This window comes from Pseudomonas sp. IzPS59, assembly GCF_014863505.1.
Lineage (GTDB): Bacteria > Pseudomonadota > Gammaproteobacteria > Pseudomonadales > Pseudomonadaceae > Aquipseudomonas > Aquipseudomonas kribbensis.
Genome location: NZ_CP062251.1, coordinates 638,147 through 662,856, shown reverse-complemented (window position 1 = coordinate 662,856; position 24,710 = coordinate 638,147). Strand labels below are relative to the sequence as shown.

24 protein-coding genes are annotated in these 24,710 nt (G+C 61.5%); 12 read left to right on the top strand and 12 right to left on the bottom strand.

Annotated elements, in window-relative coordinates; all coding sequences use genetic code 11:
• Positions 1-183 precede the first annotated feature (183 nt).
• From IF189_RS02915 to IF189_RS02885, 7 genes are all read left to right on the top strand, one after another.
• A complete protein-coding gene (locus tag IF189_RS02915; protein WP_134825305.1) occupies positions 184-648 on the top strand; it encodes a hypothetical protein in 465 nt (154 codons plus the stop codon).
• Positions 649-820: 172 nt separating this feature from the next.
• On the top strand, positions 821-1,453 hold the full coding sequence (locus tag IF189_RS02910; RefSeq protein ID WP_007950628.1) for a TetR family transcriptional regulator: 633 nt from the start codon (positions 821-823) through the stop codon (positions 1,451-1,453).
• Positions 1,454-1,656: 203 nt separating this feature from the next.
• Positions 1,657-2,157: an urease accessory protein UreE gene (ureE, locus tag IF189_RS02905; RefSeq protein ID WP_085711182.1), complete on the top strand. Its 501-nt coding sequence runs from the start codon at positions 1,657-1,659 to the stop codon at positions 2,155-2,157.
• Positions 2,154-2,828 carry an urease accessory protein UreF gene (locus IF189_RS02900; protein WP_192552785.1) on the top strand — a complete coding sequence of 225 codons (675 nt, stop codon included), beginning with the start codon at positions 2,154-2,156 and terminating at the stop codon, positions 2,826-2,828. Before ureE ends, IF189_RS02900 begins: the two co-directional genes overlap by 4 nt.
• Before the next feature lie 23 nt (positions 2,829-2,851).
• Positions 2,852-3,466 carry an urease accessory protein UreG gene (ureG, locus tag IF189_RS02895; RefSeq protein WP_007950645.1) on the top strand — a complete coding sequence of 205 codons (615 nt, stop codon included), beginning with the start codon at positions 2,852-2,854 and terminating at the stop codon, positions 3,464-3,466.
• A 27-nt stretch (positions 3,467-3,493) separates the two neighbouring features.
• Positions 3,494-4,066: a HupE/UreJ family protein gene (locus IF189_RS02890; protein ID WP_192552784.1), complete on the top strand. Its 573-nt coding sequence runs from the start codon at positions 3,494-3,496 to the stop codon at positions 4,064-4,066.
• Positions 4,067-4,166: 100 nt separating this feature from the next.
• Complete coding sequence (locus tag IF189_RS02885) at positions 4,167-5,300, top strand: AGE family epimerase/isomerase (protein ID WP_134825302.1); 1,134 nt, start codon at positions 4,167-4,169, stop codon at positions 5,298-5,300.
• Between the two features lie 38 nt (positions 5,301-5,338).
• Here IF189_RS02885 and IF189_RS02880 read toward each other — a convergent pair whose 3' ends face one another.
• From IF189_RS02880 to IF189_RS02840, 9 genes are all read right to left on the bottom strand, one after another.
• Positions 5,339-6,244 carry a cation diffusion facilitator family transporter gene (locus IF189_RS02880; RefSeq protein ID WP_134825301.1) on the bottom strand — a complete coding sequence of 302 codons (906 nt, stop codon included), beginning with the start codon at positions 6,242-6,244 and terminating at the stop codon, positions 5,339-5,341.
• Between the two features lie 130 nt (positions 6,245-6,374).
• Positions 6,375-7,139: an SDR family oxidoreductase gene (locus tag IF189_RS02875; RefSeq protein WP_085701286.1), complete on the bottom strand. Its 765-nt coding sequence runs from the start codon at positions 7,137-7,139 to the stop codon at positions 6,375-6,377.
• A 757-nt stretch (positions 7,140-7,896) separates the two neighbouring features.
• The gene (locus IF189_RS02870) at positions 7,897-8,613 is read right to left on the bottom strand and encodes an ABC transporter ATP-binding protein (protein WP_007950655.1); all 717 of its coding nucleotides are present in this window, start codon (positions 8,611-8,613) and stop codon (positions 7,897-7,899) included.
• Entirely contained in the window at positions 8,610-9,482 is an 873-nt protein-coding gene (locus tag IF189_RS02865) for an ATP-binding cassette domain-containing protein (protein ID WP_114881231.1), read from the bottom strand. The genes IF189_RS02870 and IF189_RS02865 overlap by 4 nt, the downstream gene beginning before the upstream one ends.
• Positions 9,479-10,780, bottom strand: a complete 1,302-nt coding sequence (gene livM, locus IF189_RS02860) for a high-affinity branched-chain amino acid ABC transporter permease LivM (RefSeq protein ID WP_134825300.1) — start codon at positions 10,778-10,780, stop codon at positions 9,479-9,481. Before livM ends, IF189_RS02865 begins: the two co-directional genes overlap by 4 nt.
• Before the next feature lie 3 nt (positions 10,781-10,783).
• Entirely contained in the window at positions 10,784-11,698 is a 915-nt protein-coding gene (locus IF189_RS02855; protein WP_007950661.1) for an ABC transporter permease subunit, read from the bottom strand.
• Positions 11,699-11,926: 228 nt separating this feature from the next.
• Positions 11,927-13,060 (bottom strand): ABC transporter substrate-binding protein, encoded by a 1,134-nt coding sequence (locus IF189_RS02850; RefSeq protein ID WP_085711176.1) that lies wholly within the window; start codon positions 13,058-13,060, stop codon positions 11,927-11,929.
• A 364-nt stretch (positions 13,061-13,424) separates the two neighbouring features.
• Positions 13,425-14,708 carry an NAD(P)/FAD-dependent oxidoreductase gene (locus IF189_RS02845; RefSeq protein WP_192552783.1) on the bottom strand — a complete coding sequence of 428 codons (1,284 nt, stop codon included), beginning with the start codon at positions 14,706-14,708 and terminating at the stop codon, positions 13,425-13,427.
• A gap of 93 nt (positions 14,709-14,801) precedes the next feature.
• On the bottom strand, positions 14,802-16,292 hold the full coding sequence (locus tag IF189_RS02840) for an aldehyde dehydrogenase family protein (protein ID WP_114881228.1): 1,491 nt from the start codon (positions 16,290-16,292) through the stop codon (positions 14,802-14,804).
• Between the two features lie 161 nt (positions 16,293-16,453).
• Here IF189_RS02840 and IF189_RS02835 point away from each other — a divergent pair, with 161 nt between their 5' ends.
• From IF189_RS02835 to nadE, 3 genes are all read left to right on the top strand, one after another.
• Positions 16,454-17,359 (top strand): LysR family transcriptional regulator, encoded by a 906-nt coding sequence (locus tag IF189_RS02835; RefSeq protein ID WP_011332203.1) that lies wholly within the window; start codon positions 16,454-16,456, stop codon positions 17,357-17,359.
• Positions 17,360-17,466: 107 nt separating this feature from the next.
• Complete coding sequence (gene pncB, locus IF189_RS02830; RefSeq protein WP_085685119.1) at positions 17,467-18,690, top strand: nicotinate phosphoribosyltransferase; 1,224 nt, start codon at positions 17,467-17,469, stop codon at positions 18,688-18,690.
• Positions 18,691-18,694: 4 nt separating this feature from the next.
• Positions 18,695-19,522, top strand: a complete 828-nt coding sequence (nadE, locus tag IF189_RS02825; protein WP_192552782.1) for an ammonia-dependent NAD(+) synthetase — start codon at positions 18,695-18,697, stop codon at positions 19,520-19,522.
• A gap of 56 nt (positions 19,523-19,578) precedes the next feature.
• Here the strand turns inward: nadE and azu are convergent, their stop codons facing one another.
• Positions 19,579-20,025, bottom strand: coding sequence for an azurin (gene azu / locus IF189_RS02820; RefSeq protein WP_065258792.1), 447 nt, complete (start codon positions 20,023-20,025; stop codon positions 19,579-19,581).
• Between the two features lie 339 nt (positions 20,026-20,364).
• On the opposite strand from azu, the gene IF189_RS02815 reads away from it, so the two are divergent.
• The gene (locus IF189_RS02815) at positions 20,365-20,952 is read left to right on the top strand and encodes a TIGR00730 family Rossman fold protein (RefSeq protein ID WP_192552781.1); all 588 of its coding nucleotides are present in this window, start codon (positions 20,365-20,367) and stop codon (positions 20,950-20,952) included.
• 68 nt (positions 20,953-21,020) lie between these two features.
• Positions 21,021-21,200 (top strand): hypothetical protein, encoded by a 180-nt coding sequence (locus IF189_RS02810; protein WP_085732676.1) that lies wholly within the window; start codon positions 21,021-21,023, stop codon positions 21,198-21,200.
• A gap of 66 nt (positions 21,201-21,266) precedes the next feature.
• On the opposite strand, the gene IF189_RS02805 is transcribed toward IF189_RS02810, so the two are convergent.
• On the bottom strand, positions 21,267-22,163 hold the full coding sequence (locus IF189_RS02805) for a transglutaminase family protein (RefSeq protein WP_192552780.1): 897 nt from the start codon (positions 22,161-22,163) through the stop codon (positions 21,267-21,269).
• Entirely contained in the window at positions 22,163-24,649 is a 2,487-nt protein-coding gene (locus tag IF189_RS02800; RefSeq protein ID WP_192552779.1) for a circularly permuted type 2 ATP-grasp protein, read from the bottom strand. The genes IF189_RS02805 and IF189_RS02800 overlap by 1 nt, the downstream gene beginning before the upstream one ends.
• Positions 24,650-24,710: the final 61 nt, after the last annotated feature.

The following is a 24,710-nucleotide window of genomic DNA, read 5'->3' as shown; positions in this document are numbered from 1 at the left end:
GTGGGTGGAAAATACCCACCGCAGTGCAAAACCGCCCGCCTGAAACGCCCGAGCTAGAGCCTCCCAAGCGAACAATCAATTCTGTTGATTATTACCATTGTGTTTATGAACTTTTATATCGACTTATCGAGAGTAGCATTGGCTTCGTACCCACTTTATCGCCCTCCCAAGGAGCAACCCATCATGAAACGCCAACTTCTGTTCAGTCTTACCCTCTCGATGCTGGCCAGCACCGCTTTCGCTCTGCCAGCTGCCGATCAGGCTACCCCGCAAGTGAAATCCAGCCACTCGGTATTCAGCCAGACTGTCGCTGCTGACGGTTCGGACCGCACTCCACAAGGCCAGACCCTGGCTGAAAACGGTCGCAACCGTCTGGAAGAAAAAGGTCTGGTTCAGGATGGCTATGACAAGACCCCACAAGGCCAAACCTTAGCTGAAGGCGGCCGTGATCGTCTGGAAGAGAAAGGTCTGGTTCAAGACGGTTATGACAAGACTCCACAAGGTCAAACCCTCGCTGCTGACGGCTACGACAAGACCCCACAAGGCCAGACCCTGGCTGCTGACGGCTACGACAAAACCCCACAAGGCCAAACCCTGGCCGAAGGTGGTGGTGACCGCGTGATCGAACGCAACAGCGCTTTGAGCTAAGCCCGTGGCGGCCTGGAAAAAAAGCCCAATCCCCGGATTGGGCTTTTGACTTTTCAGCAGCCTGTATAAAGAAGTCGAGATTTCCCTGTTCCCTCCCCCGCTGCCGTTCGACGCCGACAAAGCCGATTTGCTAGAGTGCGGCGCTTGTCTTGCCTAAGAACACACCCTTGCGATGCTGCCCCGCGCCGAACAGAAACAACAGACCCGCAACGCCCTGATGGACGCTGCCCGCCACTTGATGGAAAGCGGCCGAGGATTCGGCAGCCTGAGCCTGCGTGAAGTGACGAAAACCGCCGGCATCGTGCCCACCGGTTTCTACCGGCATTTCGCCGACATGGACGAACTCGGTCTGGTACTGGTCAGCGAAGTCGGCCAGACCTTCCGCGAAACCATCCGCCTGGTGCGCCACAACGAATTCGTCATGGGCGGGATCATCGATGCCTCGGTGCGGATCTTCCTCGACGTGGTCAGTGCCAACCGTTCGCAGTTTCTGTTCCTGGCCCGCGAGCAGTACGGTGGATCGCTGCCGGTGCGTCAGGCGATTGGCCGTTTGCGGGAGGACATCAGTTCCGACCTGGCAGCGGACCTGGCCTTGATGCCCAAACTCCAGCACCTCAATCGCGAGGGACTGAGCGTGATGGCCGACCTGATCGTCAAATCGGTGTTCGCCACCCTGCCGGACATCATCGACCCGCCGGCCGAAGCCCTGCCCGAACATCTGACGCCCCAGGCGAAGATCACCCAGCAGTTGCGCTTCATCTTCATCGGGTTGAAGCACTGGCAAGGGCTCGGCAGTACCGAGTGAGTCAGCAAAAAATCGCAGCCAAGGCTGCGATTTTTTTTGCGCCGCAAATTGGTGCATGTAAAAAACTTCATGCACCAAAACACCTCACAATCCTGCAACATCTTGAAACATCCGCTAGTCTCCGACAGGGTTTTCCTACGTATCGTCCGATTGGCAAGCCCCTTGCTCTAGCCTGAGCATTGTTCTTAGCAGGAAGCTTTCCGATGCTGGTGATTCATCGCAGAATCGACCCCCAACCCGTCTGGGCCGCCGAGTTGCACCTGACTTTCGAAGCCAGGAGCAAAAGCCGCCTGCGCTGTTTCAGTGCCGACGGCGAAGACGTCGGACTGTTTCTGGAGCGCGGCCAGCCGCCGCTGCATGACGGCGAATGCCTGCAGGCTGAAGATGGCCGGATCGTCCGGGTCTGCGCCCGCCCCGAACAACTGTTGCACGTCACCTGCGCCAACGCCTTCGAACTGACCCGCGCGGCCTATCACCTGGGCAATCGCCACGTCGCGCTGCAAGTCGGTGACGGCTGGTTGCGTCTGCTCGACGATTACGTACTCAAAGCCATGCTTGAGCAACTGGGTGCGCAGGTGGAATCCATCGAAGCCCCGTTCCAGCCGGAACACGGCGCCTACGGTGGCGGCCATCACCATTCGCGGCACGGTGAAGAAGACTTCAACTACGCGCCGAAACTCCACCAGTTCGGCGTCCGTTTGTGAACCCGGCCTGGGCGCTGCTGCGCCTGGCCAGTCCGCAACTGCCGATTGGCGGCTACAGCTATTCCCAGGGCCTGGAGATGGCTGTGGATAACGGCCGCGTCGACAGCCCGGACAGCGCCGGGCGCTGGATCAGCGATCAATTGCTGCTCAATCTCGCACGATTCGAAGCGCCGCTGCTGCTCGCCCATTGCCAGGCGGCAGCGGACGAACGCTGGGACGAATTGCGCAAGCTCTGCGAAAGCCACCGCGCCAGCCGCGAAACCCGCGAGCTGCATCTGGAGAGCCGGCAGATGGGCTACTCGTTGCAGCAATTGCTCAACGGCTTGCCCGAACTCGATCAGGCCGCGCGGGACTTTCTCGAACACTGCGACGAACCGCATCTTGCCCTGTGCTGGGCACTGGCGGCCCGCGCCTGGCAGATAACTCCGCAGGACGCCCTAGCCGCCTGGCTGTGGAGCTGGCTGGAAAACCAGCTTGCGGTGCTGATGAAAACCCTGCCGCTGGGCCAGCAAGCCGCCCAGCGCCTGACCAGCGAACTGCTGCCGCTGTTGCAACAGGCCCAGCAGGACGCCACCCGAATCAATCCCGAACACCTCGGCAGCGCCGCGTTCGGTCTGTCCCTGGCGTGCATGGCCCACGAGCGCCAGTACAGCCGCCTGTTCCGTTCCTAGGGCCTTTCAGTCTGGAGAATCACATGAACACACAACCCCTGCGCGTCGGCATCGGCGGCCCGGTCGGTTCCGGCAAGACCGCGTTGACCCTGGCCCTGTGCCTGGCGCTGCGCGAGCGCTACAACCTGGCCGTGGTGACCAACGACATCTACACCCGCGAAGACGCCGACTTCCTGGTGCGCAACGAAGCCCTGGCACCGGAACGCATCATCGGCGTGGAAACCGGCGGCTGCCCGCACACGGCAATCCGCGAAGACGCGTCGATCAACCTCGAAGCGGTGGATCAACTGAACCGGCGTTTTCCGGGGCTGGACCTGATTCTGGTGGAGTCCGGTGGCGACAACCTTTCCGCAACCTTCAGCCCGGAACTGTCCGACCTGACCATTTACGTGATCGACGTTTCGGCTGGCGACAAGCTGCCGCGCAAGGGCGGGCCCGGCATCTGCAAATCCGACCTGCTGGTGATCAACAAGATCGACCTCGCGCCGCTGGTCGGCGCCTCGCTGGAGATGATGAACAGCGACACCCAACGCATGCGCAACGGCAAGCCGTTCGTGTTCAGCAACCAGAAAACCGGTCAGGGCCTGGAAGACATCATCGCCTTCATCGAACGCCAGGGCCTGCTGACCGCAGCCTGATTCACTGATCAACAAGGAAGCTTCTCCATGACACTCAAACGCACTCTTGGCGCCGTCGCACTCCTGCTGACACCGGCACTGGCCTTCGCTCACCCTGGCCACGGCGACTCCGGTCTGGTGGCCGGTATCAGCCACCCGATCGGCGGCCTCGACCATTTGCTGGCGATGGTGGCCGTTGGTTTGTGGGCGGCGCAGCAGCAAGGCGCGGCGCGCTGGGCGCTGCCGTGCACGTTCGTTGGCACCATGCTGATCGGCGGCCTGCTCGGGTTTGAAGGACTTGAGTTGCCGGCGCTGGAAAGCGGGATTGCCGCTTCGGTGCTGGCGCTGGGTCTGGCGGTGGCGCTGGCGGTGCGTCCGCCGCTGGTGATGGCAGTGGCGGCGACGGCGTTGTTTGCGCTGTTCCATGGCGTGGCCCACGGTCTGGAGTTGCCGGACATGTCGAGCCCGTGGGCGTATGCCGCCGGTTTCGTGGTAGCGACGGCTGCGTTGCACGCGGCGGGTTATGCGGTCGTGCGTTTTCTGCCCCAAGCTGCTGCGCCGCTGGTGCGACTGGCCGGAGCCGCTTCGGCCGTGACTGGCGCGTGGTTGCTGGCCGGCTGATTTGTACCTCTGATCGTTCCCGGGCATGGCGCGGGAACGATCGATCGCCACTCTCTGCTACCATGTCGCGCAATCGCCCCTGCCGTGACGACGTCCGCCCATGCCCCACGCTTCCCGCTCCGCCTCCCTGCCTGAATTGACCACCCTGTTCGGTGAAGTGCAACAGCACTTTCTGGACGTGATCGTGCCCCTCTGGCAAGGACCGGGCTGGAACGCCGACATGGCGTTGCCTTACGAGGCGCTCGACGCCGCGCATCAGCCGCTGCCACCGCAGCGCTACCGGGCCATGGCCTGTGCACGGCAGCTGTACCTGTTTTCCAGCCTGATCGGGGTTGTGGATAACGCCGAAGCGCGCGCGGCTGCGCTGTTTCGCTCCCTGCAACGGCACTTCCACGATGCCGAGCATGGCGGCTGGTTCTACAGCATCGATCCCCAAGGCAAACCGCTGGATCAGCGCAAGGATCTCTACACCCACGCCTTCATCCTGTTCGCCTGCGCCCACTATTGGGACAAGTCTCGCGAACCGTTGGTGGAATCGACCCTGAACGCTGCGCTGGAGGTCATCGGCCGGCGGTTCGCCACCGGTGACGGCCTCTACGAAGCCTGCCTCGACCGCGACTGGATCACGCTGCAAACCGGCCCGCTGCAAAACCCGCTGATGCACCTGGCCGAGGCTTTCCTGGCCACCTTGGCCGTGCGTGAAGATGCGCAGGTCAAGCAGGCGCTGAGCGAGTTATGCACAGCCATGCACAAGCACTTCGTCGATCCGCAGGCCGGTGTGCTGATGGAGAAACCGCTGGGGGCTGTGGATAACTGGTATGAGCCGGGCCATCAGTTCGAGTGGTATTTCCTGCTGGAGTCCTCGCCGCTACTGCGCGGTTCGAAACTGCATGCCGCGCTGGACCGGGCCTTTGCCTTCACCGAGCAGTATGGCGTGGTGCAATCGTCCGGTGCGGTGCGGGCCATGCTCGATCTGGATATGGACGGGAGGCCGAAAGATTCGACCCAGCGCATCTGGGCCCAGGCCGAATACCTGCGCGCCCTGACCTTGCGTCCGGACAGCGAAGCCGCCGTGCTGCGCCAGTTGCAGGCGTTGCAGCAGCGCTTCCTGCATGCGGGTGGCTGGCATGAATGCCGCGACGAACAGGGCGAGGTCAGCCGCAAGGACATGCCGTCGACCACGCCGTATCACCTGGCGACCTGCTATCGCGGTCTCGCCGACTATCTGAGCTGACCGCAGTGGCGAGGGAGCAACTCCCTCGCCACACAACATCAGGCAATCCACTTCCTGTCGCCGGTAAAGCTGATGGTCAGCCAGCGCGCCGCGTCCGGTTTGCCCAGCTTCGCGGAAATCTGCTCACGCAGCCCATCCAGCTGACCGACGCTCTGCAGTCGATAATCCGCCGGCAACACCACATGAATCTCGATAAATCGCGCCCGCCCGTGCTTCTGCACGTAGGACACGTAATCGTCGAAACCATGCTCGACCTTCGCCGCCTCCATCACCTCGCGCACCTGCTCATCCAGCGTGTCCGGCGCAATGCCGAGCACGTCACGCAGCGCCGGGCCGAGGATCTTGAACGCCGGCGGCAACATGGTCAGGGCCAGCACGATCAGGATCAGCGGGTCGACGAACTTCGCCCATTCGCCATAGCCCTGAGACTTGAGCAGCAGCGCCGCGAGGAAACTTATCAACAGGCCCACGGAGAGCATCGCGTCCACCAGCCAGCTGATGTTGTCGAACTGGATCAGGCTCGATTTGAGCTTGCGATTGCGGTGGCGCACGTAGAAGAAGTAGGCGAACTCGACGACGGTGAACACCGCCGCGTAGATGATCACCAGGCCCAGCTCGATCTCACGACCGCCATTGATGATGCCGAACACGCCGTTGAGAAACGCGTAGATCGCAATCAGCAGCAGGAAGCTGCCCTCGATCAACAACACCATCGGCTCAAGGTGCCAGAAACCGAACTGGAAGCGCTGGTTGCTTTGCTTGGCGATCAGCTTCGCCGTGATCAGCATCAGCACTTTGATGAAGGTTGCAATCAGCGAAAAAAAGCCATCGAACAGGATGGACTGGGAACCCGAAATAAAACCGGTGGCGATCCCGGCGATCGACACGGCGAACATCAGAAGGGTCGATTGTTTGAGCAGCGACTGCTCACCTCGGTTACTCACTTTGACTCCTCGAAAAACCTTGATAACCGCAGGGTGCGGTTGGGTTGTTGAGGGATGAGTCTACCTTACTGCCAGATTCTGGCCGATTTGCCCTCTTCGCCAGCAGGCTGGCGAAGAGGGCATAACCGTATCAGGCCTTGTTACGCTCGATGGCAAAACCCGCCCAGGTCTGGCTCACCGGCATCAGTTCCAGGCTGTTGATGTTGATGTGCGCCGGCGCATTCAGCACCCAGAAGATCGTCTCGGCGATGTCCTGCGGCTGGATCGGCTCGGCACCGGCGTAGGTCGCGTCGTAACGCGCCTGATCGCCGCCGAAACGCACCAGCGAGAACTCGCTCTCGCACAGGCCCGGCTCGATGTTGCTGACCCGCACGCCGGTGCCCTGCAAGTCGCAACGCAGGTTCAGCGAGAACTGTTTGACGAACGCCTTGGTCGCGCCATAAACGTGGCTGCCCGGGTACGGATAGTTACCGGCGATGGAACCGAGGTTGACGATGCCGGCGCCACGACCGTGGGCGATCAGGCGTGGCAGCAACAGGCGAGTGCTGTACATCAGGCCTTTGACGTTGGTGTCGACCATGGTGTCCCAATCGTCGAGGTCGCACTTCGGTGCAGGGTCCACGCCCAGCGCGAGACCTGCGTTGTTGATCAGGCCGCGCAGTTTGGCGAAGGATGGCGGCAGGTTGGCAATCGCCTCCTCCATCGCCTTGCGATCACGCACGTCCAGCACCAGGCCATGCACTTCGGTCTGCTTCGACAGCTCGGCGCACAGCGCATTGAGGCGTTCTTCACGACGACCGGTCAGCACCAGTTTCCAGCCGGCCTCGGCAAAACGACGGGCACAGGCTTCACCAAAACCGGACGTCGCGCCGGTGATAAACAGGGTGTTGGACATCGTGTTCTCCTTGCTTCGGCCACCCGGGGCAGCCATTGGAATAGAAAATCAGCAGGCAGCATGCCCGGCCCGGCATTCACGAGCAACCACCGGCTGGCGTGCGTTTCTGCTCATAAATTGATCAATGCTCGCAACGCCTTGAGCGGCGTGGCCTGTAGCCACATGCGCGCACGTTATCCACAGTCCCTTCCACAGTTTCCGGGGGCAAGTGGAAATGCGCAAAGCCGCGCCACACAAGGCTTTGCGCCGCAAAAGCAAAGTTTTTCGCTTGACCCTGATCCGCCGATTGTGCCGGGCAAGGCATTCTGCACGACCGGCCGGTCACCGCCGTGATTGCGCAGGGCCAGTAATCACGGCCCTCAGCGCAGTCTTTCCAGAGTTTAATCACAGACTTATCCACAGGCTTGCCCACATGCATTCGCCTGTTTTGCCATGGCCATAAAAAGGTTGACAAACGGGTCTCCAGCAACCGGGAAAACCCCTGATCAAAAAACAACCACATGCCTGCAAGCCACGGATTTAAAGGCTATCAGCCAGCTACTCCCACGTTATTCACAGCCAGTTCCACAGCAAACGGGGACAAGTCAAAACTGTGGAAAAACAGCGATTTGCAGCGTCTATATGTCGCGCTTTGGCAGGTTGGGGATTTTGTTTTCCACAATTTCGGGAATGGCGTGGATCGTGATCGATTCTGGATACAAAAAAGCCCCGGGACTGGCGTCTCGGGGCTCTTTATAGCTGTGGAAAACCTGAGAACTCAGTGCCCGCCAAGATAGGCGTTACGCACCTCCTCGTTCACCAGCAATTCCTTGCCGGTGCCCGTCAGGCGGATCTCGCCGTTGACCATCACGTAGGCCCGGTCGGACAGTTTCAACGCGTGGTTGGCGTTCTGCTCGACAAGGAAAATGGTCATGCCGGTTTTCGCCAGTTCCCGCAGGGTGGCGAAGATCTGTTTCACCACGATCGGCGCCAGCCCCAGACTCGGCTCATCCAGCAGCAACAGCTTGGGACGGCTCATCAGGGCCCGGGCGATGGCGAGCATCTGCTGTTCACCGCCGGACATGGTCATCGCCCGCTGGGTGCGACGCTCTTCGAGCCGCGGGAACAGCTCGAACATGCGCTGCATATCTTCCTTGGCGTACTTGTCGCCAATCGGGATGGTGCCCATCAGCAGGTTTTCCTCGACGGTCATGTCGGGGAACACCCGCCGTCCTTCCGGCGACTGCGCGATGCCGTTGGAGGCGATGTAGTGCGATGACTTGTGGGTAATGTCCACGCCTTGATAGAGGATCTGCCCGCCCGCCGCCCGTGGCTGGCCGAAGATCGACATCAGCAGCGTCGACTTGCCGGCACCGTTGGAGCCGATCAGGCTGACGGTTTCCCCTTCGTTGATCTGCAGCGAGACGCCTTTGAGGGCCTGGATCGGGCCGTAGAACACGTCCAGATCCTTGAGTTCGAGGATGGGTTGCGTCATACGACTTCCTCTTCGTCGGCGCCCAGGTAAGCCGCAATCACCTTCGGATCGTGGCGGATATCGTCCGGACCGCCCTCGGCGATGACGATGCCGTGGTCCAGCACCACGATGTGATCGGAAATGCTCATTACCATGCCCATGTCGTGTTCGATCAGCACCACGGTCAGATCGTGCTCGTCGCGCAGCAGCCGGATCATCGCGCTCAGCGCTTCGGTTTCCTGAGGGTTGAGGCCGGCGGCCGGTTCGTCGAGGCAGATGATCTGCGGCCGCGTGCACATGGCCCGGGCGATTTCCAGACGGCGCTGCTGGCCGTAGGACAGTTCACCGGCCAGACGGTTGGCGCAGTCCACCAGGTCCACCACTTCCAGCCAGTAGAACGCGCAGTCCAGCGCATCGCTTTCGGCCTTGCGGTAACCCTTGGTGTTGAGGATACCGGCCAGCATGTTGCGGTTGACCCACATGTGCTGGGCCACCAGCAGGTTTTCCAGCACCGACATTTCCTTGAACAGGCGAATGTTCTGGAACGTCCGGGCCAGGCCCGCGCGGTTCACCAGATGGGTGCCGCCAAACATCTTGTAGTAGAGGCGACTGGCGAAGCTTTTCGGCGAGACGAAGTCGGTCGGCTTGAACGACTCGCCCAGCAGCTTGATGACGTTGGTCTGCTGGCCGCGCACGTTGAGTTCGATCTTGCCGCCGGAGGCCTTGTAGAACCCGGTCAGGCAGTTGAACACCGTGGTCTTGCCGGCGCCGTTGGGGCCGATCAGGGCGAAGATCGAGTTGCGTTTGACCTTCAGGCTGACGTCGCTCAAGGCCTTGATGCCACCGAAGTGCATCATCAGTTTTTCAACAGAGAGTACGACTTCACTCATGGCGCAGTCCTCTCATAGTGAATGGCACCTTTGCGTGGAGTGACCCCGGTACGGCTGATGCGGATCAGCCCGCGCGGTCGCCAGATCATCATCAACACCATCAGGATCCCGAACAGCAGCACGCGGTATTCGGCGAAGCCGCGCAGCAGTTCCGGGGCAACCGTCAGCACGAACGCTGCGATCACCACGCCGATGGTCGAGCCCATGCCGCCGAGCACGACGATGGCGAGGATCAACGCCGATTCGAAGAAGGTGAACGACGTCGGGTTGACGAAGCCTTGATAGGTGGCGAAGAACACACCCGCCAGACCCGCCGTGGACGCACCGATGGTGAACGCCGAGAGCTTGACCAGCACGTGGTTGAGGCCCATCGAGCGGCAGGCGATCTCGTCTTCGCGCAGGGCTTCCCAGGCGCGGCCGACCGGCATCTTCACCAGACGGTGCTTGATGTACAGCACGGCCAGCACCACCAGGAACAGCACCGCATAGATGAAGTAATACTTCACGTCCGGGTTGTAGGCGATGCCGAAGAACTCGTGGAACGGCACCCCGCCATCCTTCGCCCGCTTGCCGAATTCCAGTCCGAAGAACGTCGGCAGAGGTGCCGGCATGCCGTTCGGGCCGCCGGTCAGGGACAGCCAGTTGTTGAGGATCAGACGGATGATTTCACCGAAACCGAGGGTCACGATCGCCAGGTAGTCACCGTGCAGGCGCAGCACCGGGAAACCGAGGATGCAACCGGCAAGGCCAGCAGTGATCGCCGCCAGCGGCAGCACGGTCCAGAAGCCCAGGCCGAGGTACTGATAACCGAGCGCCAGACCGTAGGCGCCGATGGCGTAGAACGCCACGTAACCCAGGTCGAGCAGGCCGGCCAGACCGACCACGATGTTCAGCCCCAGCCCCAGCAGCACGTAAATCAATCCGAGGATGACCACGCCCAGCAGGTAGGAGTTGGAAACGAATGGCACGATCACCGCCAGCACGATCAGCAGCGGGATGATCCAGCGCAGCCTGGATTTGTGATCGGCGGGCAACACATGCACGCCGGAACCGGTGCTCTCGAATCCTTCGAGGATTTTCAGGCCCTTGGGGGTCTGCAGGAACAGGCTGAGGGCAAAGCGGCCGGCCATGACGATGGCAATGATCCACGCCACGCGGGTCGGTTCGAGGTTGAAGCTGTAGCCGTCGAGTACCACGCCGACAATCGGCCCGAACACGATCAGGGCGATCAGACCGGCGAGAATCGCCTCAACCAGGCTTTTTTTGACATCAATGGATTTTGCAGTGGTTGAAGACATCGCTTACACCTTCGACACAAGAGGACGGCCCAGCAGGCCCTGAGGCCGGAAGACCAGAACAAGTACGAGCAGCGAGAAGCTGAACACGTCTTTGTAGTCGGAGTTGACCAGGCCCGAGAACAGCGACTCGGAGATCCCGAGGATGATCCCGCCCAACATGGCGCCAGGCAGCGAGCCGATCCCGCCGAGCACCGCGGCGGTGAACGCCTTGATGCCGATGACGAAGCCTGCGTAGAAGTCGAACGTGCCGTAGTTCATGGTGATCAGCACGCCGGCCAGGGCCGCCATCGCTGCACCGATGATGAACACATAGGAAATCACCCGGTCGGTGTTGATCCCCAGGATCGAGGCCATCTTGCGGTCTTGCTGGGTGGCGCGGCACATGCGGCCGAGCTTGGTGTACTTGATCACGTAGGTCAGCAGGCCCATCCCGACGAACGCCGCGACGAGAATGAAGATCTTGGTGTAGGTCAGCTGGACGAAGCCCGAGCCGACGTCGATGCGCCAGGCACCGGTGAGCAGCGTCGGAACACCCTGTTGACGGGCGCCCTGGCTGATCTGGGCATAGTTTTGCAGGATCAGGGAGATACCGATGGCGCTGATCAGCGGAGCCAGTCGGGTGGAGTTGCGCAGTGGTTTGTAGGCGATGCGTTCGATGACCCAGCCATACACCCCCGTGACGACGATGGTGAAGACCAGTGTGCCGAGCATCAGCAGCGGGAAGGATTCGATACCGAAGTAAGCCAGCAGAGCCAGACTGATTGCCGCGAGGTAAGCGGAAATCATGTAAACCTCGCCGTGGGCGAAGTTGATCATGCCGATGATGCCGTAGACCATTGTGTAGCCGATGGCGATCAGGCCATAGACCGACCCGAGGGTCAGGCCGTTGACCAGTTGCTGCAGGAAAATACCATCCATAACGCAATCTCACGCAGTGAGAACCTGCACACCCGGGGGCACGCGGTTCTTCTAGGAAAAATACAGATTTACGTCGGAGCAGTGTCAGACAGGCCACCGCAGCCCCTTGTGGGAGCTGGCTTGCCAGCGATAGCGGTAGAGCATTCAACAAAGTTGTCGACTGTCAGACCGTCATCGCGGGCAAGCCCGCTCCCACAGGGAATGTGGCGTCCGGTTGATCAGGTGCCGTTATTTCTGTTTTTCCAGCTGGTGATATTTGCCGGTCGCGTCCCACTGGTAGACCACGTAGTCGGAGACTTTCAGGTCGCCCTTGGCGTCCCAGGTCTTCTCGCCCATCACGGTTTTCACAGGGTTGGCTTTCAGCCATTTGGCAGCGTCTTCGCCCTTGTTGGACTTGGCACCGTTGAAGCCGGCGGCCAGGGCCTGGATCGAGGCGTAGGCGTACAGGGTGTAGCCTTCAGGCTCGGTGCCGGCCTTGCGGAAGGCATCCACGACAGTCTTGCTTTCCGGCAGCAGGCGCGGGTCGGCGCCGAAGGTCATCAGCACGCCGTCGACGTATTGCGGGCCGCCGGCGGTGGTCACCAGTTCGTCGGTCACGATGCCGTCGTCAGACATGAACTTCACGTCCTTCAGGCCTTCGGTACGCAGTTGCTTGACCAGTGGACCGGCTTCCGGGTGCAGGCCACCGAAGTAGACCACGTCGGCACCGGCCGCGCGGATCTTGGTGACCACGGCGCTGAAGTCTTTCTCGCCACGGGTCAGGCCTTCGTACAGCACCGGCTTCACGCCGCGTTTTTCCAGCTGTGCCTTGGTCGCATCGGCCAGGCCCTGACCGTAGGTGTCCTTGTCGTGCAGCACGGCCACTTTCTTGCCCTTGAGCACGTCGACGATGTAGTCGCCGGCGACGATGCCTTGCTGGTCGTCACGCCCGCACATACGGAACATGGCGCTCAGGCCGCGCTCGGTCACTTGCGGGTTGGTGGACCCCGGGGTGATCGCGATGATGCCGGCTTCGTCATAGATCTCCGACGCAGGAATGGTGGAGGACGAGCAGAAGTGGCCGACCACACCGGCGACTTTCTGGTTGGTGAGGTCCTTGGCGACCGTCACCGCCTGTTTCGGTTCGCAGGCGTCATCGCCTTTGACCAGGACGATTTTCTCCCCGTTGACGCCGCCCGCCGCGTTGACCGCATCGGCCGCCGCTTGTGCCCCCTTCATGTACTGCTCGCCAAATGCCGCGTTGGCGCCAGTCATGGGGCCCGCCACACCGATTTTCACATCAGCTTGTGCAAACGCAGAAACACCCAGCGCAGTAGCCACTGCGAGGGCCAGAAAGCCTTTCTTGTAAAACGTCTGGGACATGAGGTGGTGCTCCAAGGTTTTTTTTAGTTGGCACTGCGACTTCACTGGAATGCTCAGAGCAAGGGCCGTGCCATCGGTTTTTTATTCTTCAAAAAGTCGCTGCTTTCTTGTTATTTCGACTGTTTCGTTCCCATTTTCATTGGGCGTGCAACCGTCTAAACCGCGGAAGGTGAAACCATTTGTTTTTTCAGGCGCAACCCGCACGCGCCATCATTGCAACCGCGGCGCCAAACGACGTGCAACCAGCCTGTAACAGCCCGCGTCACCGAACTGCACACTGCTGGTGCGGGACTGCTACAACCCGCACCATTACAGGCTAGTCGCTACATCGAAAAGCGCCGCTTCCGGCAACATATTTCAACACTCAGATGACGATGCGCAGGCACTGGCCCGCGTGATACAGCGAGAACCCGGCCTCGTACAGGCAACTGCGCAAGCCCACCCCCGCCAGGGGCTGCATCGGTGCGAAGGGAATCGGCAACGCCTGAGGATTTCCGTTACACAGGTAGTCGGCGAAGGCCTTGCCAACCACGGTGCCGGTGGTCACGCCACGGCCGTTGTAACCGGTGACGGCCACCAGTCCCGGCGCCGGCTCGAACAGGCGCATCAGGTGATCGGGAGTGAAGGCAATGCGCCCGGTCCAGGTGCATTCCCACTCCACGGGTTTGAGGTTGGGGAAATAATGCTGCTGCACCCGGTCGGCCCAGGCCTTGAGGAACCAGGTCGGTTTCTGATTGCCATTACCGAGGCTGCCCAGCAACAGTCGCCCGTCCTTGTCGCGGCGGATGCTGCTCAACACCTGGCGGGTATCCCACGAGCCCTGTCCGCCCGGGAGGATTTCATGGGCAGCGTCTTCGGTGAGCGGCACCGAAGCGACCTGATAGTAGTAACCGGGGAAGAAATTGCGCTTGAGTTCGGTCCAGTCGCCTTCGGTGTAGGCGTTGGAGGCGATCACCACTTGTTCGGCTTGCACCGAACCCTGAGCGGTCTGCACCGACCATTGCTGGCCCTGACGCTCAAGGCGGGTGACCGGGGAATGATCGAACATCTGCCCGCCGAGCCCCGCCACGGCTTTCGCCAGCCCGGTGACATACGCCATCGGATTGAGCGTGCCGGCGCGCCGGTCCAGCAGCGCGGCGGCAATCTTCTGCGTGCCGGTCGCCTGTTCACAGGCCTTGCCGGTCAGCAGTTCGACCGGCGCACCGCGGCGTTTCCACTGTTCTTCACGACTGCGCAGATCCGCCTCGCCCTTGGCGTTGTGCGCCATGTGCAGGGTGCCTTCGCGGCGCAACTGGCAATCGATGTTGTATTTATCCACAAGGCTGAACACCAGCGCCGGCGCCGCACCGAGCATGCGGTTGAGCTGGCTGCCGACCGCCTCGCCGAAGCCGGCCTCGATCTCGTCCGGCGGAATCCACATCCCGGCGTTGACCAGCCCGACGTTGCGCCCGGACCCGCCCTGCCCGGCGCGATGGGCTTCGAGCACGCAAACGCTTTTGCCTTTCTCCAACAGATGCAGCGCGGCCGACAATCCGGTAAACCCGGCGCCGATCACGCAGACATCGACTTTGACCTCGCCCCTGAGCGCCGTGTTATCCGGTCGTTGCGGCGTGAGTTTTTCCCACAGACATTCTTCGCGTAACGGCATTGCCAGACTCCAACAGAAACCTAACAAACACACAGTTCAACAATGTGGGAGCGAGCCTGCTCCCACAAGGGGATCTCCACTTGACCGAAGGAATCAGTCGAATGTGATGCCCTGCGCCAGCGGCAACTCCAGCGAGTAGTTCACGGTGTTGGTCTGCCGGCGCATGTAAGCGCGCCACGCATCAGAGCCCGACTCGCGACCGCCACCGGTTTCTTTTTCACCACCAAACGCGCCGCCGATTTCCGCGCCACTCGGACCGATGTTGACGTTGGCGATGCCGCAGTCACTACCGACCGCCGACATGAATTTCTCGGCCTCGCGCACATCAGTGGTGAAGATGCACGACGACAGGCCTTGCGGCACGGCATTGTTCAGGCGCAGCGCCTCATCAAAATCGCTGTAGCCGACCACGTACAGGATTGGTGCGAAGGTTTCGCTGCACACCACGTCGCTCTGCTCCGGCATTTCAACGATGGCCGGCGACACGTAGTAGGCGTTGGGGAACTGGTCTTCCAGTTGGCGCTTGCCGCCGAACACCCGGCCGCCCTCGCTCAGCGCCTGTTCCAGGGCGTCCTGCATGTTTTCGAAGCTGTGTTTGTCGATCAGCGGGCCGATCAGGTTGCCTTCCAGCGGGTGACCGATACGGACCTTGGAATAGGCAGCCTTGAGGCGGGTGACGATTTCTTCTTTCACCGACTCATGGGCGATCAGGCGACGCAACGTGGTGCAACGCTGACCGGCAGTGCCGACGGCGCTGAACAGAATGGCGCGCACGGCCATGTCCAGATCGGCGCTCGGGCCGAGGATCATGGCGTTGTTGCCGCCCAGTTCGAGAATGCTGCGAGCGAAGCGTGCGGCGACTTTCGGCGCCACTTCGCGGCCCATGCGGGTGCTGCCGGTGGCGCTGATCAGTGCGACACGCGGGTCATCCACCAGCGCTTCGCCGGCATCGCGGCCGCCGATGATCACTTGGCTCAGATGCGCCGGGGCATCGCTGAAATTCTTCAGTACGCGCTCGAACAGCGCCTGACAAGCCAGTGCGGTCAGCGGAGTCTTTTCCGATGGTTTCCATACCACCGGGTTGCCGCAGACCAGCGCCAGCGTGGTGTTCCACGCCCACACCGCGACCGGGAAGTTGAACGCACTGATCACGCCGACCACGCCCAGCGGGTGCCAGGTTTCACGCATGTGGTGGCCCGGGCGCTCGGAAGCGATGGTCAAACCGTACAACTGGCGGGACAGGCCAACGGCGAAGTCGCAGATGTCGATCATCTCCTGCACTTCACCGAGGCCTTCCTGAGTGATCTTGCCCGCTTCCCACGACACCAGCTCACCGAGATCGGCCTTGTATTCACGCAGGACTTCGCCGAACTGACGCACCAGCTCGCCGCGACGCGGGGCCGGCACCTTGCGCCATTGTTCGAACGCATGATCTGCGCGACTGATGTGCTGCTCGACTTCGGCCGGGCCTTCCCAGTTCACGGCGCCGATGCGGCTGCCGTCGATGGGCGAATGCACCGGCACTTTGCCGTTCTGGTACAGGGCCGGGTTCACACCAAGACGATCAAGCAATGCGGCAACCATGGGTCACTCCTCAAGCAAAAAACTGAATGTGTGCGGTCGCGTTTTCACGACCGGGCAGGCCTTTAGTTGTAGCTTCAGGAAGGCCATGCAACAAACGACCTTTACGCGAGATATCATTCCGTTTATTCATGCTGCGCAGAAAGACAAGAAAAGGATCGCCTATGCTGAACAAACGCCACTTGCCGTCGATCACCGCGCTGCAGTGCTTCGAGGCCGTGACCCGGCACCTGAGTTTCACCCGGGCTGCCGAGGAACTGAACCTGACCCAGAGCGCCGTCAGCAAGCAGGTGGCGCAGCTCGAAGAATTGCTGCAGCACCTGTTGTTCCGCCGGGTGCGCCGCCGTTTGCAGATGACCCCGGCCGGTGATCTGTACCTGGTGGAAGTCAGAAAAATCCTGACCCAGGTCGAGATGTCGACCCATTACCTGCGTTCCTACGGCGGCGAAACCGAAGTCCTGCGGGTCTCGACACCCTCGACCTTCGGCGCTCGCTGGCTGGTGCCGCGCCTCAAGGGCTGGCGCCTGCGTCATCCGTCGATTCATCTGGACCTGTGCAACGAACAGGAAGCCGATGACTTGCTGCAAGGGCGCAGCGACCTGGCGTTCTATTTCGGCCAGGGCTCACGCCCCGGCACCGAATGCCTGAAGCTGTTCGGCGAAGAGCTGGTGCCCGTCTGCGCACCCGGCAGCCTGCCGGACACGCCGTTGACTGATCCAACGCAACTCACCGATCTGGTGCTGCTGCAGAATGCTTCGCGCCCGCAAGCGTGGCACGACTGGTTCGACAGCCAGGGCTACCAGACCGAACACAGCTACCACGGCCCGCGTTTCGAAACCTTTTATATGTGTATCCGCGCGGCGCAGGTCGGCTGCGGCGTCGCCCTGTTGCCGAGGTTCCTGGTGGAAGAGGAATTGGCCGACGGCAAACTGGTCATTCCCTGGCAGCATGCAATGCCAAGTACTGACGCGTATTACCTGGCCTACCCGGAACACGCGGCGGAAGTGCCCAAGGTGCGGGATTTCGTGAAGTGGATGCTGGAGCAGATCGACAGTCCTGACGCGGTCTGAGGGGCGGCGCCGGGATAAAAATCGCTGGCAATCCACACCCCGGATATGCGCCACTAGCGCCATTGATTGATACCGCGCCAACGCGCGGCCCGCCTGGAGACCCCGTTATGAGCGAGAGTGTGTTTGCCGATCGCATCGTGCAGAACCTGCTCGACACCGACTTCTACAAACTGACGATGATGCAGGCGGTGCTGCACAACTACCCCAACGTCGAAGTCGAATGGGAGTTCCGTTGCCGTAACAGTGAAGATCTGCGCCCGTATCTGGCGGAGATCCGCTTCCAGGTCGAGCGTCTGGCCGAGTTGAGCCTGAGCGCCGATCAGTTGAGTTTTCTCGAGCGCATCTCATTCCTCAAGCCGGATTTCCTGCGGTTCCTCGGTCTGTTCCGCTTCAACCTGCGTTACCTGCACACCGGCATCGAGAACGGCGAGCTGTTCATCCGCCTGCGCGGGCCGTGGCTGCATGTGATTCTGTTCGAAGTGCCGCTGCTGGCGATCGTCAGCGAAGTGCGCAACCGCTATCGCTACCGCGAAACCGTGCTGGAACAGGCCCGCGAGCAGCTGTACCGCAAGTTCGACTGGCTGACCGCCAACGCCTCGGCCGAAGAGTTGTCGCAGTTGCAGGTCGCCGATTTCGGCACGCGCCGCAGGTTTTCCTACCGGGTGCAGGAAGAAGTGGTGAATGTGCTCAAGCACGATTTCCCCGGGCGCTTCGTCGGCACCAGCAACGTGCACCTGTCCCGTGAACTGGACATGAAGCCCCTGGGCACCATGGCCCACGAGTGGATCATGGCCCACCAGCAACTCGGCCCACGGTTGATCGACAGTCAGATTGCCGCCCTCGATTGCTGGGTTCGCGAGTACCGCGGCTTGCTGGGGATCGCCCTGACCGACTGCATCACAACCGACGCGTTCCTCGGCGATTTCGATCTGTTCTTCGCCAAGCTGTTCGACGGCTTGCGTCACGACTCCGGGGATCCGGTGCAGTGGGGCGAAAAATGCATCGCTCACTATCACAAGCTCGGCATCGACCCGATGAGCAAGACCCTGGTGTTCTCCGACAGCCTGACGCTGCCCAAGTCGCTGGAGATCTTCCGCGCGCTGCGCGGTAGGATCAATGTCAGCTTCGGTATCGGCACCAACCTCACCTGTGACATTCCGGGTGTCGAACCGATGAGCATCGTGCTTAAAATGACCGCCTGCAACGGCCAACCGGTGGCGAAGATCTCCGACGAGCCGGGCAAGACCCACTGCAAAGACCCGAATTTCGTCGCCTATTTGCGACACGTTTTCCAGGTTCCTGCCGTTTCCAGCCTTTCTAGCAAGGAGTGAATTCATGCAAGCCGTACAGCGTGAGATTGCTGAACAGCTCAACGTTCAGCCGCCGTTCGCCGATTACCAGGCCCTCGAAGCGGAAGTCGCCCGACGCATCACCTTCATCCAGGATTGCCTGACCAGTTCCGGGCTCAAGACCCTGGTGCTGGGCATCAGCGGCGGTGTCGACTCGCTGACCGCAGGCCTTTTGGCCCAGCGCGCCATGCGTGAACTGCGCGAGCGCACCGGTGACGAGGCCTACAAGTTCATCGCCGTGCGCCTGCCGTACGACGTGCAGTTCGATGAACACGACGCCCAGGCCTCGGTGGACTTCATCGCCCCGGACGAGCGTCACACCGTCAACATCGGCCCGGCAGTGAAATCCCTGGCCAGCGAAGTCGCAGCCTTCGAAGGCAAGCACGCGGTGTCGGTGGATTTCGTGCTCGGCAACACCAAGGCGCGGATGCGCATGGTCGCCCAGTACACCATCGCCGGCGCGGCCCACGGCCTGGTGATCGGCACCGACCACGCGGCGGAAGCGGTGATGGGTTTCTTCACCAAGTTCGGTGACGGCGCCTGCGACCTGGCGCCACTGAGCGGTCTGGTGAAAAACCAGGTCCGGGCCATCGCCCGCAGCCTCGGTGCACCGGAATCGCTGGTGGAAAAAGTGCCGACGGCGGATCTGGAAGACCTGTCGCCGGGCAAGCCGGATGAAGCGTCCCACGGCGTGACTTACGCCGAGATCGATGCCTTCCTGCATGGCGAGCCGGTGCGTCAGGAAGCGTTCGACATCATCGTCAACACCTACAAAAAGACCCATCACAAACGGGTCATGCCGTTTGCACCTTGAATTTCAGGCATGAAAAAAGCGTCCCTCGGGACGCTTTTTTTTGGACTGCGGTTTTCTTACTTCACAACCACTGTGCCTTTCATCATCGAGATGTGGCCAGGGAACGAGCAGAAGAAGCCGTAATCGGTGCCGGCAGCCAGTTTCGATACATCGATGGTCAGCGAGTCTTTTTCGCCGGCGCCGATGATCTTGGTGTGGGCGATGACGCGCTCGTCACCGTCCTTCAGGTAGTTCTTGTCGATGCCGGCGGCCAGGCCGTCGGTGGCGATCGGCTGCATGTCAGCGGTCTTGCTGACCACCAGGTTGTGGCCCATGACGTTCTTCGGCAGGCTGCCGGAGTGGGTCAGTTCGACGGTGAAGGTCTTGCAGCTCTTGTCGATCACGATCTCCTTGGTGTTGAAGGACATCTGGTCGGTGGAGTCAACGGTGGTTTTGCACTCGGCAGCCATCAATTGGCTGCTGGCCAGCGCCAGCAGGGATACCGCAACAACTTTGGAAAACATGGTGAATCTCCAAGGCAGGGTTAACAAAAACACGAATGGTGGAAAGACTGCCTGAAATCTTCGCAAGTTCCTATGACTTGAGTCAAAAATTGTATACAACTTTCAGGCTATGACACTCATCGAAACAATCTAACAGCCAGACGTTTGGCCGGGACGTATCTTCAGGGCTCAACTCAACTGGAGCATCAGTCATGTCCTTCAACAGCCTGTTGTGCAGTCTGCTCGCCGCCTACGCCTGTGGGGCCAGCGGCACCTGTGAAACCCCGAAACGCGAAGTCTAGCCCTTGGATCGAGGCGTGCCAGCCATTACCCTGTGACGGATTGACCCAGGAGAAAGGCATGTCTCTCACATCCGTTTGTGTATTTTGCGGTGCCAACGCCGGCACCACCCCGGCGTACACCGAAGCCGCCATCGCCCTCGGCACCGCCATTGCCGAGCGCAAGCTGAAGCTGGTCTACGGCGGTGGCGCCGTGGGTTTGATGGGGATTGTCGCGGACGCCGCACTGGCCGCCGGCGGTGAAGTGATCGGCATCATTCCGCAGAGCCTGATGGACAAGGAAATCGGTCACAAGAATCTGACGCGCCTGGAAGTGGTCGACGGCATGCACGCACGCAAGGCCCGCATGGCCGAACTCAGCGATGCGTTCATCGCCCTGCCCGGCGGCCTCGGCACGCTTGAAGAGCTGTTCGAAGTCTGGACCTGGGGCCAGCTCGGTTACCACGGCAAGCCGCTGGGCCTGCTGGAAGTGAATGGTTTCTACAGCAAACTCACGGCATTTCTCGATCACATCGTCGGCGAAGGCTTCGTTCGCGCACCGCACCGTGACATGCTGCAAGTGAGCGAATCGCCGCAAACGCTGCTCGATGCCCTCGATCAGTGGCAGCCGACCGTCACGCCAAAGTGGGTCGACCAGAAACCCGGTTAACCCCCGGGCACCGATACAGGGCAGAATACGCGCCGCTCAACCTCACCTTCGACCCAAGAGGATCGCCCATGGCCAAACCCAATTACTCCTTCGCCAAGCGTCAACGTGACCTGGCCAAGGAACAGAAGAAAGAGGAAAAGCTTCAGCGCAAGAAACAGATGGCTGAAGAAGCGGCACTGAACCCTGACGGTGAAGTGGCGACCGATGATGATGTTGATGCACCGAAAGACCCGGCGCCCGACGCCTGAGCAACACCGCAGGACCACTGAACGCAAAACCTGCAGGATCGGGCTCGCCCGCTCCTGCAGTGTGCTTCATGACTCATTCAGTGGCATCACCGTGACCCGGACCTCGGGATCATGGTTCCCCCCTCCCAGAATTACCCCGCGCAACGGCGACACATCGGAAAAATCCCGGCCCCAGGCCAGGGTGATGTGCTCCAGTGCCGGTTGCACATTGTTGGTCGGATCGAAATCCACCCATCCAAGCACCGGACAAAACACCGAAACCCAGGCATGGGACGCATCGGCGCCGATCAGTCGCGGTTGCCCCGGTGGTGGCCGTGTCAGCAGATAACCGCTGATGTAGCGCGCCGCCAATCCCCGGGAACGCACGCAGGCCAGCATCAGGTGAGCGAAGTCCTGACAGACCCCGCGCCGCCGCTCCAGCACCTCGACCAGCGGCGTCGCGACTTGCGTCGCCTCGGCATCGAAGGTGAATTCGTCGAAGATTTTTTCCATCAACGCCTGCACGCCCAGCAGCAACGGTCGCCCGAGTGGAAAACAGCTTTCGGAGAACTCGACGAAGCTTCGCTTCAAGTGGACATAGGGTGACTGAAACCGGTAACGGCAAGCCTCCAGCAATTCGGCGGACAACGGCTGACTACTGTAGGTCAGCGCATTGCGGGTCAATTCCCAGGCCGGGGACAGATTGAAATCCAGCGCCGGCCGCGCCAGCACCTCGACCGTCAGCCGTGCGTTGACCTGCAATTCATCGTGAGGCCGTTCAAACGCCAGGCGCGTCAGCGGATTGCCGAACACGTCCTGTTCGTCACGACGTGCGGTCGGCTCCGGGCTGATCAGCAATTGCTGCTCGGTGCAGCGCTGCCAGGCGCATTCGCGAGGCCACAGATGCGCCAGTTGCTGCGCCAGCGAGACCGGGCTGTCGTAGTGATAGCAGGTGTCGTGAAGGATCTGGTAATGGGCATTCATCAGACGGACACCGTGCGCTGGCTGACATCATCGACATGGGCAAAATGGCGCAGGGCCAGACGATCGGAGACCTGGCCGCTGGCGTCGGCGATGTCTTGCAGCAGATCCGCCAGTCCGTCGAGCGCGGCGCGCACGCTGGATTCGCCGAACAGGGGATTTTCCAGGCACCCCAGATCGAAGCGCGCCAGACGCTCAACCAGTTCTGGCAACCCGGCTTCCCGTGGCACACCGAAATCATCGTTCAGACGCTTGAGGGTGCGCGTCACCAGTTTCAACTGGAACAGCACCGCATGGGGGTTCTGTTCGTCGAGCAGCAACAGGTCGAGCACCGGGATCAACTGCGCTACCGCCAGATAACGCGAGCGATAGGTGATGCTGCTGTTGCCCAGCTCCAGCAACCACTCCAGCCCCGCTTGATCGAATGCCCCGGCGCCCCGCAGGAAACCCGCAAGACTGCTGCTGAGAAACTGCAGGCGTTCGATGCGCCGGCCGATCATCAGAAAACGCCAGCCTTCGTCGCGGGTCATGTCGTCGAGGGCAAACCCGGACAGCGCCGCCAGCGACATCACCAGCCGGTTGAGAAAATCCAGCAACTCGCCGAAGTCCGGCTCGTCGGTGTCCAGCTCCGTCGCCTCGCGCTGCAACTCCACCAGCGCCTGCCAGTTCTCCCGCGAGAGCTTGCCGCGCACCTGCGACGCCGCCCACTGCAAGCGTTGCAGGTTGGAGCGCAGACTGAACGACCAGTCCTCGCCGAGCAACGCTGCGAGCAAGCGCTCCGGCAGCTCGCCTTCGTCCGGCAGCAGCATCAGCCGCTCGCCGAGCGCCACGGCCGCCTGCAGGGCCTGCGGATCATCACCGTCGACGTAGCGCGCCAGCATGATCCGCAACAGCCGCGCGCTGTCGTCACAGCGCTCACAGTAACGGCCGAACCAGAACAGGTTTTCCACCACCCGCGACGGCAGGTACGGATCGCGGCGTACCAGATCGTGCACGCCGATATTGCGCTGGGTCTTCCATTGCTCGCCGCTTGGCGGCCGGTCGCCCAGCACCCAGGTGTCCTTGCTCGCGCCACCGCGCTGCATCGACACCACTTCGGCATCGGCCTCGGCCGCCACGCGGGTCAGGCCGCCGGGCAACACCCGATAACCGTCATGACTGGCCACCGCATACATGCGCATGCCGATGGCTCGCGGTTGCAACTGGCCGTCCTCGGGCTGCCAGATCGGCGCATGGGACAGTTGCGCGAGTTCTTGCGCGACATAGGCGTAAGGCCGGGCCTGCATGCGCTCGGCGAGGTTTTGGCGCTGTTCTTCGCTCAGATCACGCCCGAAAACCGGAGCGAAACTCTGGGACGGAAAGGCCGGTTTGATCAGCAGCTCCGGCAACTTCTCCAACGCCTGGGCCAGCACCGGCGCCTCTCCGCACCACCAGGTAGCGATGGAAGGCAGGATCAGCTCTTCACCGAACAGGTACTGATTGATCTTCGGCAAGAAGCCCAACAGCCCCGGCGACTCCAGCACGCCGCTGCCCAGCGCATTGGCCACCAGCACCCGGCCCTGACGCACAGCCTCAAGCAATCCGGGGACGCCCAGCGCCGAATCCGTGCGCAGTTCAAGGGGATCGCAGAAGTCATCGTCGAGCCGGCGCATGATCGCGTGGACCCGGCGCAGGCCGCTGAGGGTTTTCAGGTAGACCGTGGCATCACGCACCGTCAGGTCGCCGCCCTCCACCAGCGGATAACCGAGCTGGCGCGCGAGATAAAGATGTTCGAAGTAGCTTTCGTTGAAACGCCCCGGGGTCAGCAGCACCACCAGCGGCGCGTCATCATCGCAGGGAGCCTGACGGGCCAAGGTTTCCTGCAAGGTGCGGAAGAATCCGGCCAGGTGCTGCACTTTCAAGTCCCGGTACAGCTCGGGGAAGGCCCGGGACACGATGGTGCGGTTTTCCAACGCATAACCGGCGCCCGACGGCGCCTGGGTACGATCCGCCGTCACCCACCAGCGGCCGTCCGGCGTGCGCGCCAGATCCACGGCATACAGATGCAGAAAGGCCCCGTCCGGGGGCGCAATGCCCTGACAGGGCCAGAGGAAGTTGTTGTGACCGAACACCAGCTCCGCCGGCAGCAGCCCTTCGCTGATCAACTGCTGCGGGCCATACAGGTCTGCCAGCACCGCATTGAGCAGACGCGCGCGCTGGGCGATTCCGGCCGACAGTTGTTGCCACTCATCGTCAGCGATCACATGGGGCAGCAGATCCAGCTCCCACGGACGATCCGCACCCTTGGGATCGGCATAGACGTTGTAGGTGACGCCGTTTTCCTGAATCTGCCGGGTCAGCAGCGCCTGACGCTGCACCAGTTGCGCCGGGGTGCTGCGCTGCAATTGGTCGAACAGTCGCTGCCAGTGCGGACGCACCGCCCCGCCGGCGTCGAGCAGTTCGTGGTAAGTGCCCGCCGTCAGCGGGTAGCGGTCAAGCAGGTCAGGCATGGAAAGCTCGGCAGCCAGCAAGGTTCGGTCAGACTAACGCAGGCACATGACGCCCGGATAT